Here is a 14,545-nt window from a genome sequence, read left to right on the forward strand (position 1 = left end):
TTGTAGGCTCTTCAGTTGTAGTTGTGGTTGAAGTAGTCGTAGGCTCTTCAGTTGTTGTTGTAGTTGTAGAAGTAGTTGTAGGCTCTTCAGTTGTTGTAGTTGTAGAAGTAGTTGTAGGCTCTTCAGTTGTTGTAGTTGTAGAAGTAGTCGTAGTAGGCTCTTCAGTTGTTGTAGTTGAAGTAGTTGTAGTCGGCTCTTCAGTTGTTGTAGTTGAAGTAGTTGTAGTCGGCTCTTCAGTTGTTGTAGAAGTAGTCGTAGTTGTCTCTTCAGTTGTTGGTTCTTTAGGTTGCCAAACGCGTACATAATCCACAAGCATATCAGAACGCGAACCGTCTAGATAACTATCAATATGTTTAGTAGCATCGGTGAAGTCACGTGGACTATTTTTTCCATCTTTAAGAAATGATCCTCCAACAATATGAGTAAATCGAAGAGCCATTGTGTTGTCTGGGTCTACAAAAGGAGTTTTTACATTCAGTTTATTATAATCAACTGTGTGAAATTGCTTACCGTCATAAAAAAATGTCATTTTGTCACTTTGTTTTAAGACGCCATATGTATGAAAATCAGTTTGTGTGTCACCATTATTAGGGATACGCTTTGCGTTCTGTTGACTATAATCAGCATTAACTTTAAACGGTGAATGAACATTAGCTTGTAAGTAATTCGGATCATACCCTTTAGATTCTAGGATATCAATTTCACCACTAGCAGGCCAATCGGGAAACTTTGTGCCAAACATCCAGAATGCTGACCAGGAAGACTCACTCATAGGCAATTTGACACGAGCTTCAGCATAATAATCACCCTTAAATGCTACCTTAACATTGCCCTTAGAATCCACGGTTTGGATTGCGCCAGATGTGAATGGAGCAGGATATTCTTCTATAACCTTACCATTTTTATCCAATCTCGTGTTTGTTCGAGGGACGGTTTCCATTTGGTTTGTTTCTGAATTCCATTTTTCGCGCGTTGGTGAGTAGCGAGCTGTAAGATGCAAGACACCATCAGATACTGAAACATTTTCTGGTTTATCAGTAAAATGCATTTGAGTTTTAGCCCTAGTATCGAAAGAAGAATACAGATAACCCCATTTTGTTTGGTCTAACTCATTTCCGTTAAACTCATCATTCCATAACACGTTGTAATTAGTAGGTACTCCTTCAGGCAATGTATACTTAGGTAATTCACTATCTTTACCGGACTCAGCGTAGGCTGTATTTATTGAAGTAAAAAAGTTGCTACTTAAAATAGTGCTGGCACCTAAAATGATTAGTCCTATCCTAAGTTTTTTGTACTTACTAGGAATATTTTTCATAAATATCCTCCTATTTTCAAATTTTTAAATGATAAATTCATTTAAGAGAAGGTTTAAAATAAATATATACTACTTAATATAAATTAAAACTATACTCTCTACTCATTTTATCATAATTAAAGATATTTTCAATTATTAGTTAATAATAATTGTTAAATAATTTGATTTTTCTAATAAAATTATATCATATATACAAAAAAAAGAAGTGGTGTATTACATTAATGACGGGCAAGATCATTTCTATGTAATTTAATTAAGGGTTATAAAAAGAATAGCAAAAAGAAAAGTCCCATAAGACCTATAATGAAAAGTGACCAAACCATCATTGGAAAGATTCTTATGACAGCTATCGCAGAAAGTCTGTCTGTCTCTACTTCAACAGTCATTCGTAAATTGAAAGAATTCAAATTCAAGACAGATTTATCTTTCCTTCTAACTCACATGTCTTGGGATGAATACAGCTTCAAGAAAGGGTTGATGAGTTTCATTGCACAGGATTTTAATTCCAGAAAGATCGTAGCTATTCTGGATGGGCGGACTCAAGTAATTATTCGCAATCATTTCCTTCGCTATTCTAGACAGGTGAGAAGTCGAGTGAAAGTCATTACCATGGATATGTTTAACCCATACTACGATATTGCCAGAAAACTTCGCTTTCGAATTTCAAGGCTCAGGCTGAAACAGTCCCCCAGACTGTTTCACTCCCAAACGCTAAAATCGTTCTGGATCGTTTTCACATTGTACAACATCTAAGTCGTGCTATGAACCGTCTTCGCATCCAAATCATGAATCAGTTTGATCGGAAATCGCACGAATATAAGGTACTGAAACGTTACTGGAAACTCATTCAACAGGATAGTCGTAAACTCAGCGATAAACGTTTTTATCGCCCTACTTTTCGCTCACACTTGACCAATAAAGAGGTTCTAGAAAAGCTGCTTTCATACTCTCAAGAACTTAGACAGCACTACGACCTCTATCAACTATTACACTTTCATTTTCAAGAGAAACAAGCTAACCATTTCTTTGATCTTATTGAAGAAGCGATTTCTTGTGTAAATCCTATTTTTCAAACTGTTTTTAAGACCTTTTTGAAAGATAAGGACAAGATCATAAACGCACTGGAACTGCCATACTCAAATGCAAAACTAGAGGCTACTAATAACCTCATTAAGGTCATCAAGCGCAATGCTTTTGGCTTCCGGAACTTTGAAAACTTCAAAACTAGAATCCTCATCGCTTTGAACATCAAAAAGGAGAGAACCATTTTGGTTCTCTCCTTTTTGTAACGTCTTATCAACCTACTACAGTTGACAAAGAGTCATTTTATCTAGTATTTATTGTTTATTTACGAGATGATTTACGTTTCAAAGAGACTGCACCTACTAATGTAAGTACTCCTGAGAATACAAGGCCAGTTGCTACAACTTCACCGGTACTTGGAAGAAGTGATTTGTGACCTCCACCGTTTCCTGATGATTGGGCTAGGCTTTCTTCATTACTATTTTGAAGTGCTTCTTGGGTTGTAGGGGAATTCCAATCATCTTTGCTACCTTGATTTTCTGGTGTTCCAGGATTTTCTGGCGTTGCAGGATTTTCTGGCGTTGCAGGATTTTCTGGCGTTGCAGGATTTTCTGGTGTTGCAGGATTTTCTGGTGTTGCAGGATTTTCTGGTGTTGCAGGATTTTCTGGTGTTGCAGGATTTTCTGGCGTTCCAGAGTTTTCTGTAGTTCCAGGGTTTTCTGATGTTTCTTCAGTTGTAGTTGTGGTTGAAGTAGTCGTAGGCTCTTCAGTCGTTGTTGTAGTTGAAGTAGTTGTAGGCTCTTCAGTCGTTGTTGTAGTTGAAGTAGTTGTAGGCTCTTCAGTTGTAGTTGTGGTTGAAGTAGTCGTAGGCTCTTCTGTTGTTGTAGTTGAAGTAGTTGTAGGCTCTTCAGTCGTTGTTGTAGTTGAAGTAGTCGTAGGCTCTTCTGTTGTTGTAGTTGAAGTAGTTGTAGGCTCTTCAGTCGTTGTTGTAGTTGAAGTAGTTGTAGGCTCTTCAGTTGTAGTTGTGGTTGAAGTAGTCGTAGGCTCTTCTGTTGTTGTAGTTGAAGTAGTCGTAGGCTCTTCTGTTGTTGTAGTTGAAGTAGTCGTAGGCTCTTCTGTTGTTGTTGTAGTTGAAGTAGTTGTAGGCTCTTCAGTCGTTGTTGTGGTTGAAGTAGTCGTAGGCTCTTCAGTTGTTGTTGTGGTTGAAGTAGTCGTAGGCTCTTCAGTCGTTGTTGTAGTTGAAGTAGTTGTAGGCTCTTCAGTTGTAGAAGTAGTTGTAGTTGTTGTTTCTTCCGTGGAAATTGGCTGCCATACGCGTACATAATCTACAAGCATATCTGAACGAGAACCATCACGGTAACTGTCGATATGTTGAGTAGCATCAGTGTAGTCACGGCCGCCAGGCGTTCCGTCTTTTAGGAATGAACCACCAACCATATGACTTAGACGTAAAGTCATACCATTTTCAGGATCAGCTAATGGATTTGGGTCCTTAATGTCCTTCATTAGAACAGTTCCCTTAAGCTCTCCATCATAATAGAAGTTGACACTATCCTTAGTCTTTAAGACTCCGTATGTGTGGAAGTCAGACTGTGTATCTCCATTATTAGAAATTTGCCTTTGGGTTTGTTTGCTATTTCTAGCTCCCTCTGATTTAGGTGTATGGGTATTGGCTTGTAGAACGCTTGGATCATATCCTTTTGATTCAAAGACGTCGATTTCACCATTACCAGGCCAGTCCTTGTGATTCGTACCAGTTAACCAGAAAGAGGACCATGATGATTCACTCATTGGTAATTTGATACGAGCTTCAGCATAGAAATCACCTTTAAAAGATGCTTTTACTTTACCTTTGTCATTAAAAGTATTAATGGCTCCAGATGTAAACGGTGCAGGGTATACTTCTACATTCCCGTCTTTGTCTTTTCTGGTATTTGTTCTTGGAATAGTTTCCATTTGTTTAGTAGCTGAGTTCCACCTTTGTCGTGTTGGTGAGTAAAGCGCTGTTAGATGCAGAACTCCATCGGACACTGAAACGTTTTCCGGATTATCAGTATTGTGCATTTGAGTTCTTGCAGCAGTGTCAAAACTTGAATAGGCATAGGCCCATTTTGATTGGTCAAGTGATGTACCATTGAATTCATCGTACCATGTCAATTTATAAGTGTTAGGATCGATGTCGGGTGAAGTGATTGGTAAAGGTTTGTTTGTTGATTCATTACTTACGCTAGAATCAGCATTTACTGTACCAGATGAAGCTAAAAAACTAGTGCACAGAATTGTAGCTACTCCTAAAAAGTTCAATCCTACACGAAACGATTTGTGTTTAGTAGGCATATTTGCCATGCGTAGTACTCCTATTTTATATTGTAGTTTTGAAGGATCTTTCAGATAAAAATCTGCAAAACAATTTTCAAAAATTGTTTTCTATAATACGTTACTGTTGTGTATATGTTTATGAAAAATATCTTATTTATATTATTGTAAAAATATATCACTACGTATTATCGAATACTTTCTTATTCTACCATAAAGAAATGTAATTTTCAATTATTTGTTTTTAAAATTTTAGGATAAGAATATGAATGCACTGAAACTTTCTTATCAATGCAACCATTCAAAGTTACGAATAGCCTCATCGCTTTGAACAACAAAAGAGGAGAGAAGCATTTTTGTCCTCTCCAGCTTGTCATTTTTCATCAACTCAATACAGTTGATAAAGAGCTGTATTTGATTGTCGTTATATTTTTTGTATTCATCTATTCTGTCTCCTGATGAAATTGTTGGTAAAAATCAACCTTGATCTGGATGAAATTTTCTAAGTCTCTTAACAACTGGAGCAAGGTGGCGCGTGTTTCAAATTCTTCACGGGTCTTGGGAAGAGGGCGTTCGCGAAAGATCGCCAAATACTGACTAATATCATCTAGAAGATCTTGGGCAGGATTTTCCTGACTTAACTGTTGGGCCGTCTTCTTAAAAAGTTGAGCAAGGATTATGCTTTCACTCGCAGCTAACAGACAACGGTTGACGTTTTCTGCCATATCCCGCAGGATATCATTTTGCCGCTTGCGCATTTCAAAGTAGTGAATATGGTAGTTGGTTTGGTGAAAGAGGTGGTTGGAATGGTCCAGATAAACTAGCTTCAAAGCGTCCTTTAGGATACCGTCCAATTCCTTGATCAAGCGAGCATCATTGCGACCATCCCCTTTACCAAGTAATTCCGCAAAACGACCAAGGATCTTTTTCAGTTGGTCTTCGACAACATCGTGGTAGTGATCGATTGCTCCCTGGTTAGAGGGCATATAGAGATTGGCCAGCAAGGCAAAGCTGGTCCCAATTAAAAAGAGAGCAAGTTCATTGAGCAAGAGTCCCCAGGAAGTAGACTGCTCAATTAAGAGATGGGTGACCAGCACCGTACTTGGCGTGATGCCGATTTGCCAGCCCAATAGAAAGGCACCAGGAACATAGAGAGCGATAAAGACTCCCAATGCCCAGAGGTTGAACCCTAAAAAGGAAAAGGCGAGACTTCCGATAGCAAGGGCCAACAAGGTCGACATAAAGCGCTGGTAGGCCTGCTTGATGGTACTGCGACGCGTATCAGAGATACTCAAGATGGCAATGATGCCAGCTGAGATGGCATAGGTCAAGCCCAGAGCATAAGCAAGGGCAGCTGCTAAACAGGTGGCCAAGGTGAGCTTGATGGTTCGTTGAAAAAGAGGCATGGCTTCCTTTCTATTTTATTGGTTTCGCTGAGATAGATTTCATTTCATTATATCATGAATTGGCCTCATCCTCCTTTCTTATGGTATACTAGTTCTATGGAAAAAAACGATATCGTATACGGTGTCCACGCAGTCACCGAGGCTTTACAAGCCAATACAGGCAATAAATTATATATTCAAGAAGACCTTCGAGGAAAAAATGTCGACAAGATCAAGGCCTTAGCAGCTGAGAAAAAAGTGTCGATTTCTTGGACGCCAAAGAAAACCCTGCAGGAAATGACGGAAGGAGCTGTTCACCAAGGCTTTGTTCTCCGTGTGGCAGCCTTTGCTTACACAGACTTGGCAGCGATTCTGAAACAGACAGCCAAAGAAGAGAACCCTCTTTTATTGATTCTCGATGGCTTAACAGATCCGCACAATCTTGGATCTATCTTACGGACAGCTGATGCGACCAATGTCTCAGGAGTCATCATTCCTAAGCACCGGGCGGTTGGGGTAACCCCAGTGGTTTCTAAAACTTCTACCGGAGCAGTGGAACACATTCCCATTGCGCGTGTGACCAATCTTAGCCAAACCTTAGACAAGCTAAAAGAAGAAGGCTTCTGGATCTTTGGGACCGACATGAACGGCACGCCATCGCATCAGTGGAATACGGCTGGCAAGTTAGCCTTGATCATTGGTAATGAAGGAAAAGGGATCTCAGCCAATATCAAAAAACAAGTTGATGAGATGATCACCATTCCCATGAATGGCCATGTTCAAAGCCTCAATGCCAGTGTGGCAGCAGCCATTCTCATGTATGAGGTCTTTCGCAACCGACTATAACTATACTATAATAGTAGAAAGGCAATGATATGAAACGAAAAATCTTATTGGTTGACGGCTATAATATGATTGCCTTTTGGCAGGAGACCCGCCAGCTCTTTCAAAAAAGTGAGCTCGATGCAGCCCGCAACATCCTTCTGCAAAAGCTGAGCCACTATGCTAGCTTTGAAGGGATCGAAGTCATCTGTGTCTTTGATGCCCAGTATATGCCAGGAGTGCGACAGACCTATGAGGAGTTCAATGTTCAGGTGGTCTTTACCGGCGAGGATGAGACGGCAGATGACTATATCGAGCGCTTGGCGGCAGAGCTTAACACGCCCCTCCACCAAGTATCGGTAGCGACCAGTGACTTAAATGAGCAATGGACCGTCTTTGCTCAAGGGGCCCTTCGGGTATCTGCCAGAGAGTTAGAAAAACGGGTCGCAGTTGTCAAAGGGAATCTCAATCATGCGCAGCGAGTGGTGAACGATCAAAAACCACCCATGCGACCGCTCGATCACGAAGTATTGCGACAATTACAAGAAATGATGGGAGACAAGTAATGACATTTGCTATTTTAACCGATTCGACCGCAGATTTAGATCAGAACTGGGCCAAGGAACACCAGGTGACCATTCTTGGATTGACCATTGAGTTAGATGGGACGGTTTACCAGACAGTAGGCCAAGGTCAATTGACCAGTCCTGAGCTTTTAGAAGCCATGAAAAATGGGGCCAAACCTACAACCAGTCAGGTCAATGTGGGCCAATTTCAGGAAACCTTTGAACAATTTGCCAAAGAAGGGAAAGACCTGCTTTATGTAGCCTTTTCATCGGTCTTATCTGGGACTTATCAGAGTGCAATCATGGCACGAGACCTGGTTTTAGAAGACTACCCGGAAGCCGTGATCGAGATTGTCGATCCGAAGGCGGCTGGGATTGGAGAGGGCTACCTGGTTATGCGATCAGTAGCTGCGCGTGATGCAGGCCGTTCATTAGCAGAAGCCAAGGAAGAAATCATGGACTTAGCGCCAAAACTGCGGACTTATTTCCTCGTCGATGACCTCTACCACCTCATGCGTGGAGGCCGTCTCTCAAAAAGTGCCGCGATCATGGGAAGTTTGGCCAGCATCAAACCCATTCTCTGGATTGATGCGGAAGGGAAATTAGTGCCAATTAGCAAGGTTCGGGGACGCAAAAAAGCTGTCCGGGAATTACTGGAGCTGATCAAAGCAGATATCGGTGAAGGTACAGCCTTGGTATCTTATACCAACGATCTAGAAGGAGCCGAAGTACTGAAGGAAGAAATGCTTGCGCTTGAAGGCATCGATGAAGTCCTTGTGATGCCTCTTGGACCAGTTATTTCAGCTCACGTCGGCCCGAATGCCTTGATCGGATTTGTCATTGGAAAAGAAAATCGTAAATAATTTTCCAAATCGGTTGACTTTTATCTTAGAATTTTGATACAATAGTAGGCGGTATTGTTTACCCCATTTGTAAGGCCCCGGAACCTTTCAAATAACTCGCGGACCGGAACATCCGCCCTGTAAACAAAAACGACATTCATATAGGAGAAATCATGAACAAAACTACATTCATGGCTAAACCAGGCCAAGTAGAACGCAAATGGTACGTTGTTGACGCAACTGATGTACCTCTTGGACGCCTTTCAGCAGTTGTTGCTAGCGTGCTTCGCGGAAAAAACAAACCAACATTCACACCTCACACTGATACAGGTGACTTCGTAATCGTTATCAATGCTGAAAAAGTTAAATTGACTGGTAAAAAAGCAACTGATAAGATCTACTACACTCACTCAAACCACCCAGGTGGATTGAAATCAATCTCTGCTGGTGAACTTCGTTCTAAAAATGCAGTACGTTTGATCGAAAAATCAGTTAAAGGTATGCTTCCACACAATACTCTTGGCCGCGCTCAAGGTATGAAATTGAAAGTATTTGTTGGAGCTGAGCACACTCACGCTGCACAACAACCAGAAGTTCTTGATATTTCAGGACTTATCTAAGGAAAGGAACAATAAAGTATGTCACAAGCACAATATGCAGGTACTGGACGTCGTAAAAACGCTGTTGCACGCGTTCGCCTTGTTCCAGGAACTGGTAAAATCACTGTTAACAAAAAAGATGTTGAAGAGTACATCCCACACGCTGATCTTCGTTTGGTCATCAACCAACCATTCGCAGTTACTTCAACTGTAGGTTCATACGACGTTTTCGTTAACGTTGTAGGTGGTGGTTACGCTGGTCAAGCAGGAGCTATCCGTCACGGTATCGCTCGTGCCCTTCTTCAAGTAGACCCAGACTTCCGCGATTCATTGAAACGCGCAGGACTTCTTACACGTGACTCACGTAAAGTTGAACGTAAGAAACCAGGTCTTAAGAAAGCTCGTAAAGCTAGCCAGTTCTCTAAACGTTAATTCGTTGCTGGACAGCAGAATACAAACGAAAACACTTTGCATTTTGCAAGGTGTTTTTTTCTATAAGAACTGGCGGTGCGCAATTAGGATAGCTCTAGCGACTCTAGTCGCGTAGAGATATGCTATGCACAGTTGCCCCAAGAAAACAAGCGAAGCGATGTTTGATTGGATGGCAACCACTGCACTCAAAACGTTAATTCGAAAGAATTACTATACTTACAAAGAGCACCTTTCGGGGTGTTCTTTTTGTATATTCATAGTAAATTGTGACAGTTGATGTAGTTGTTGTGGCTTCAGCTACTTGCAAATAGGGCTGCAATTTGATGGAGTTAATTACGTCTAATTTTTAATTGACAGGTTATATGATCATCATCTTAAAATGATTTGATTTTCTTATGTTTTTATATGAGGATAACTGAACTTTTGAAAATAGAATATGATGGATATTGATAGACGACACTTATTTGCTACTTCCTTTTATATAAGAAATTATTGCTGGTACATTAGTTGAAATAGAGATTTAAGGGATTCTTATATTTTGTCAGGATTTCTTATAAATGTTGGCTATAAATTAATAATTCTGTCAATGGCCCCCGTTTCTATTAGATTATTAGTTGTTATAAAATATTTGCAATTATCTTTACGTAGTGCTATAATCAAGGAAATAATATAGTGACTATAATTAAAGGAGCTGCGCAATGAGACACAATTTTTTTGAAACAAAAGAACGTTTTTCTATCCGAAAGTATTCTATCGGAGTTGCTTCTGTTTTATTATCGACATTATTTTTTGCTGGTGGAACTGTTTTTGCTGATGAGATGAAGGATACAGTTGAAGTACAAAGTTCAATCGTGGCGGAAAGTAATGATACCAGAGTTGATAAAATTCAACAAGATGATAGTGAAAAAAGCGACTTAACGAAAATAGAGAAAAACGAGAATTCACAAAGTGATACTGTAGCAACTACTGATGAAAGTCCTATACCGACTGAATCTACTCCCGTGTCTTCAACAATTCATACAAGCAACTCTGAGTCTGTTCTAGGTGGGGAGGAAAGTGTGGAAGCTCAATCTTCAGTAAAACGAGTGCGTTCTAAAAGAGAGGTGTCTTCGTTAACTGAAGATAGTGCAACAACATTCGTTAAAACAGGTGATACGATTACAGTTCAAAACCCAAACGTTGAGGTAAATTTTCCAAATGGTAATAGTTTATATGCTCCAGCCGAAACTGTGCTACATATGGAACTGCCTGATGAATTAGAAATTAAACAAAATGATAAAATTGTTGTGGATATTCCAGACGCAATCAGAATTCCTACAAGTCTTCATTATGATGTGACTGGACCAAGTGGAGAAGTTATCGGAAATGCTTTTCTTGATTCAGTCAAAAATAAAGTAGTTACAACTTTTACAGATTACTTTGAGAAAAATAAGATTTCGAAACAATTTACTTTAACGTTTAGTACGGGATGGAAATCATATGTTAAACCAAGTGTTCCAACAGAGCTTAATTTTAGCGGTCGAAAAATTACAGTAACAGTGGGGCCAGAGACTGCACCAGTACCAGCAGAAAAAACAAAGGTTACAAAGTACGGAGAAGCAGTTACTGGACATCCAGAATTAATTCGATGGACTATTCGTCTTAATTCTGGAAGCCTAGTAGCACCACAAATTTTAACAAATTACCAATTGATTGATACTCTACCAGATGATCAAGAGTTGGTTCAGGATGGGGATCCAGTATTAAATGAATTTGATGCAAATACAAAAGCAACATGGAGGTTGGGGCATGCGACGGATATTCCTTCCGACCATGTAGATTTGTGGAATGGAAAAGCTCTGAGAGCTGAAAAGGTTCAATCAATTTCGCCGTGGGTATCTAAAGGGAATGCGATTCAATTGCTAGAGAATATTAAAGAAAGTTCAAATGGATTTTCGTTTAAGATAGCACAATTGAATGAATTGGTTTACGTTCGTTATATGACTAGGCTGAAGCAAGTTCCAAATACAAATGAAGAGCTCCAACAACAGCATGGAAATGATATTAAAATTACTTACAACAGTGGAGAGGAACAGAGCTATCAGGCTACTTTTGCCTTTAAGGCCGATGGATCTGGATCTGCGACGAAAGCAAAGAAACCAGCAAGGGTTGATTTATCATTTACAAAACAATTGGATGGAAGAAAGCTGAAAGCTGGAGAATTCACTTTTAATTTAATTGATCAAACAGGTCAAGTGGTTGATTCTCAAACGAATGATAGTTTCGGTCATATTACTTTCATTCCACAGTTATTTAACCATGCTGGTGTTTACCACTACACAGTTGAAGAGACTCCAGGAACGCTGACTGGTATCAATTACGATAGGATGAAAGCTGAAGTGACCATCACGGTAAATGATAACGGTGATTCCTACGTAGCTCAAACAACTATGCCAGCTGATACCGAGTTCAACAATACCTTCACACCATCTCCTGTTAAAGTAAACCTGGAATTCAATAAAGCGCTTTCGAATGGCAATTTGAATGCAGGTGATTTCAGCTTTACGATAACTGGTGATAATAATGTGAATGAAACTGTGACCAACAAGGCTGATGGGAAAATTAATTTCAGCGAATTGTCATTCGATCAAGTGGGTGTCTACAACTATACTGTAAAAGAAGTGAAAGGTGACAAAACTGATGTAGACTACGATGATATGACCATTGCAGTGAAGGTGACTGTCACAAAAGATGAGGATTCAGGCCAGTTAACTGCGAAAACAGAGATAAATTCGACAGGTGGTGAAGCAACTGGTACTGATGACATAACTTTCAATAACCATGTTGTAGCGCCAGTAACAGCACAATTTGACTTTAGTAAAGCTCTTGCAGGACGTACCCTAAAAGATGGTGAATTCAGCTTCGTCTTAAAAGATGAGAATGGTAGAGTTCTTCAAACGAAAAAGAATGACGCCGATGGTAAAGTTGCCTTCGATGCACTAATGTATAAGAATAATGAAGTTGGTGTTCATAAGTACACCGTAGAGGAAGTCGCTGGTTCAGAAGCCGGAATGACCTATGACCCAATGAAGGCAGAGGTGGCAGTGACTGTAACGAAAGATGGCCATACTCTTACAGCGACCAAAGCCCTTCCAATGGATATCGAGTTCAATAATACCTTCACACCGACAGCGACAAGTGCCCAATTTAATTTCACTAAGAAATTGGAAGGTAAATCCCTTGAAGCTGATGCCTTTACCTTTGAATTACTTGAAAATGGCAATGTGATTCAAACAAAGAAGAATGCGGCTGACGGAACGATTCAGTTTGATGCTATTTCATATGATAAAGAAGGGACTCACACCTACACTGTTCGTGAAGTGGCAGGAACAGATACAGACATTGACTATGATACAATGAACGCAGAAGTGACTGTTAACGTCACTAAGAACGTAGCCACAGGTGTCCTGACAGCCAATGTTACAATGCCAGCGGATAGCGAGTTTAACAACTATGCGGTAGCTCCAGTGACAGCGCAATTTGACTTCAGTAAAGTCTTAGCAGGACGTACCCTAAAAGATGGAGAATTCAGCTTCGTTTTGAAAGATGAGAATGGTAGGGTTCTTCAAACGAAGACCAATGATGCCGATGGTAAAGTAGCCTTTGATGCGCTCACTTACAAGAACAATGAAGTAGGTATTCATAAGTACACCGTAGAGGAAGTCGCTGGCTCAGAAGCAGGAATGGCCTATGACCCAATGAAGGCAGAGGTGACAGTGACTGTCACGAAAGATGGCCATACTCTTACAGCGACCAAAGCCCTTCCAACGGATACCGAGTTCAATAATACCTTCACACCGACAGCGACAAGTGCCCAATTCAATTTCACTAAGAAATTGGAAGGTAAATCCCTTGAAGCTGATGCCTTTACCTTTGAATTACTTGAAAATGGCAATGTGATTCAAACAAAGAAGAATGCGGCTGACGGAACGATTCAGTTTGATGCTATTTCATATGATAAAGAGGGGACTCACACCTACACTGTTCGTGAAGTAGCAGGAACAGATACAGATATTGATTACGATAGCATGACTACCACAGTTAAAGTAACTGTTACGAAAGACACTACTACAGGTCTTTTGAGTGCTAAGACTGAAATGACTTCAACAGGTGGGGAAGCAACTGGTGCTGATGACACAATTTTCAATAATTACTTTGTAGCTCCAGTTAAAGCACAGTTCAACTTCACCAAGAAATTGGAAGGTCGTGAATTGAAGGCTGGTGAATTCAGCTTTGTTCTTAAGGATGAAAAAGGAAATGTGATCGAAACAGTAACGAATAATGCGGATGGTAAGATCCAATTTTCACCTCTTACATTTAAACGTGGTGAAGAAGGTACTTATGTTTATCATGTAGAAGAAGTGAAAGGTACTGAAGCTGGTGTCATTTTTGATCACATGATCGCTACTGTAAGTATCACAGTGAAGAAAGATGGTAAAGTGTTGACAGCGACGACTCAGTTACCAGAAGATACAGAGTTTAACAATACTGTTATTCCGCCAACACCGCCAACACCGCCAACACCGCCAACGCCGCCAACACCGCCAACACCGCCAACACCGCCAACGCCACCAACACCGCCAACACCACCAACACCACCAACACCACCAACACCACCAACACCGCCAACACCGCCAACATCACCAACGCCACCAGCTCCGGCACTCCCTGAAACTGGTGAAGTACAATCAGCATCTGCTGTATTGTTAGGTGCTGCATTTGGTATGGTTGGTCTTGTGGGGATTGTGAAACGCAAAAAAGTTGAAGATTAAAGTTGATATGATCCCTATAAATTAATTAAAGAGTCAAAAATGGATGTTCATATTTGAAAATCTATATTATACAGGTTTCTAATCTTTGATTAATAGAGATATATCAACGTTTATAGACATTCAAGAGAACTCTCTTGGATGTCTTTTTTTGTTTCGCTTAAACATTTTAAAACGATGGAAAACCACATAATAGCAGTACTTATCAGAGTTTCATCGTGTAGTCGTCAAATATCTAAAGCTGCGATATTACTATTTTTGAGAAGGTTTGTATGCATTCTAAATGCACCAAAAATGGTTCGTTTTTTATGCTATAATAGGAAATAATTAAAGCAGTGCTTTTTTCTTGGAGAGGATATTAAAGTATAACATCAATAGATGATCTAACCAAATTTGGGCCTGCAAAGATTGGTGATATTTTACAAAATCGTCAA

9 protein-coding genes and 1 pseudogene are annotated in these 14,545 nt (G+C 40.1%); 7 read left to right on the forward strand and 3 right to left on the reverse strand.

Going from position 1 to position 14,545, the window contains the following annotated elements; all coding sequences use genetic code 11:
• Positions 1-1,048 (reverse strand): family 16 glycosylhydrolase (locus O3602_RS09685; RefSeq protein WP_371611604.1); only part of this gene is annotated, 1,048 nt, incomplete at its 3' end.
• Between the two features lie 576 nt (positions 1,049-1,624).
• Here O3602_RS09685 and O3602_RS09690 point away from each other — a divergent pair.
• A pseudogene (locus O3602_RS09690) lies at positions 1,625-2,607 on the forward strand (transposase); the annotation flags it as partial.
• A gap of 55 nt (positions 2,608-2,662) precedes the next feature.
• Here the strand turns inward: O3602_RS09690 and O3602_RS09695 are convergent.
• Together O3602_RS09695 and O3602_RS09700 are read right to left on the reverse strand one after the other, a co-directional pair.
• On the reverse strand, positions 2,663-4,687 hold the full coding sequence (locus O3602_RS09695; protein ID WP_371611605.1) for a family 16 glycosylhydrolase: 2,025 nt from the start codon (positions 4,685-4,687) through the stop codon (positions 2,663-2,665).
• A gap of 413 nt (positions 4,688-5,100) precedes the next feature.
• Positions 5,101-6,063, reverse strand: coding sequence for an aromatic acid exporter family protein (locus O3602_RS09700; RefSeq protein ID WP_155127349.1), 963 nt, complete (start codon positions 6,061-6,063; stop codon positions 5,101-5,103).
• 96 nt (positions 6,064-6,159) lie between these two features.
• Here O3602_RS09700 and rlmB point away from each other — a divergent pair, with 96 nt between their 5' ends.
• The 6 genes from rlmB to O3602_RS09730 all read left to right on the forward strand — a co-directional run bounded on the left by rlmB (position 6,160) and on the right by O3602_RS09730 (position 14,114).
• Entirely contained in the window at positions 6,160-6,888 is a 729-nt protein-coding gene (rlmB, locus tag O3602_RS09705) for a 23S rRNA (guanosine(2251)-2'-O)-methyltransferase RlmB (RefSeq protein ID WP_320910938.1), read from the forward strand.
• A 29-nt stretch (positions 6,889-6,917) separates the two neighbouring features.
• Positions 6,918-7,430, forward strand: a complete 513-nt coding sequence (locus O3602_RS09710; protein ID WP_320910937.1) for an NYN domain-containing protein — start codon at positions 6,918-6,920, stop codon at positions 7,428-7,430.
• Complete coding sequence (locus O3602_RS09715; protein ID WP_320910936.1) at positions 7,430-8,293, forward strand: DegV family protein; 864 nt, start codon at positions 7,430-7,432, stop codon at positions 8,291-8,293. The genes O3602_RS09710 and O3602_RS09715 overlap by 1 nt, the downstream gene beginning before the upstream one ends.
• A 152-nt stretch (positions 8,294-8,445) precedes the next feature.
• Positions 8,446-8,892 (forward strand): 50S ribosomal protein L13, encoded by a 447-nt coding sequence (gene rplM / locus O3602_RS09720; protein WP_002876943.1) that lies wholly within the window; start codon positions 8,446-8,448, stop codon positions 8,890-8,892.
• Positions 8,893-8,910: 18 nt separating this feature from the next.
• Entirely contained in the window at positions 8,911-9,303 is a 393-nt protein-coding gene (rpsI, locus tag O3602_RS09725) for a 30S ribosomal protein S9 (RefSeq protein ID WP_000075969.1), read from the forward strand.
• A gap of 698 nt (positions 9,304-10,001) precedes the next feature.
• Entirely contained in the window at positions 10,002-14,114 is a 4,113-nt protein-coding gene (locus O3602_RS09730; RefSeq protein ID WP_371611606.1) for a Spy0128 family protein, read from the forward strand.
• Positions 14,115-14,545: the final 431 nt, after the last annotated feature.

Origin of the sequence: Streptococcus sp. 27098_8_186 (assembly GCF_041432055.1) — a bacterium.
Classification (GTDB): domain Bacteria; phylum Bacillota; class Bacilli; order Lactobacillales; family Streptococcaceae; genus Streptococcus; species Streptococcus dentalis.

Coding starts and splice junctions, on each gene's coding strand:
- O3602_RS09695 (WP_371611605.1), bottom strand. CDS start 4,687: ATGGCAAATATGCCTACTAAACACAAATCGTTTCGTGTAGGATTGAAC.
- O3602_RS09700 (WP_155127349.1), bottom strand. CDS start 6,063: ATGCCTCTTTTTCAACGAACCATCAAGCTCACCTTGGCCACCTGTTTA.
- rlmB (WP_320910938.1), top strand. CDS start 6,160: ATGGAAAAAAACGATATCGTATACGGTGTCCACGCAGTCACCGAGGCT.
- O3602_RS09710 (WP_320910937.1), top strand. CDS start 6,918: ATGAAACGAAAAATCTTATTGGTTGACGGCTATAATATGATTGCCTTT.
- O3602_RS09715 (WP_320910936.1), top strand. CDS start 7,430: ATGACATTTGCTATTTTAACCGATTCGACCGCAGATTTAGATCAGAAC.
- rplM (WP_002876943.1), top strand. CDS start 8,446: ATGAACAAAACTACATTCATGGCTAAACCAGGCCAAGTAGAACGCAAA.
- rpsI (WP_000075969.1), top strand. CDS start 8,911: ATGTCACAAGCACAATATGCAGGTACTGGACGTCGTAAAAACGCTGTT.
- O3602_RS09730 (WP_371611606.1), top strand. CDS start 10,002: ATGAGACACAATTTTTTTGAAACAAAAGAACGTTTTTCTATCCGAAAG.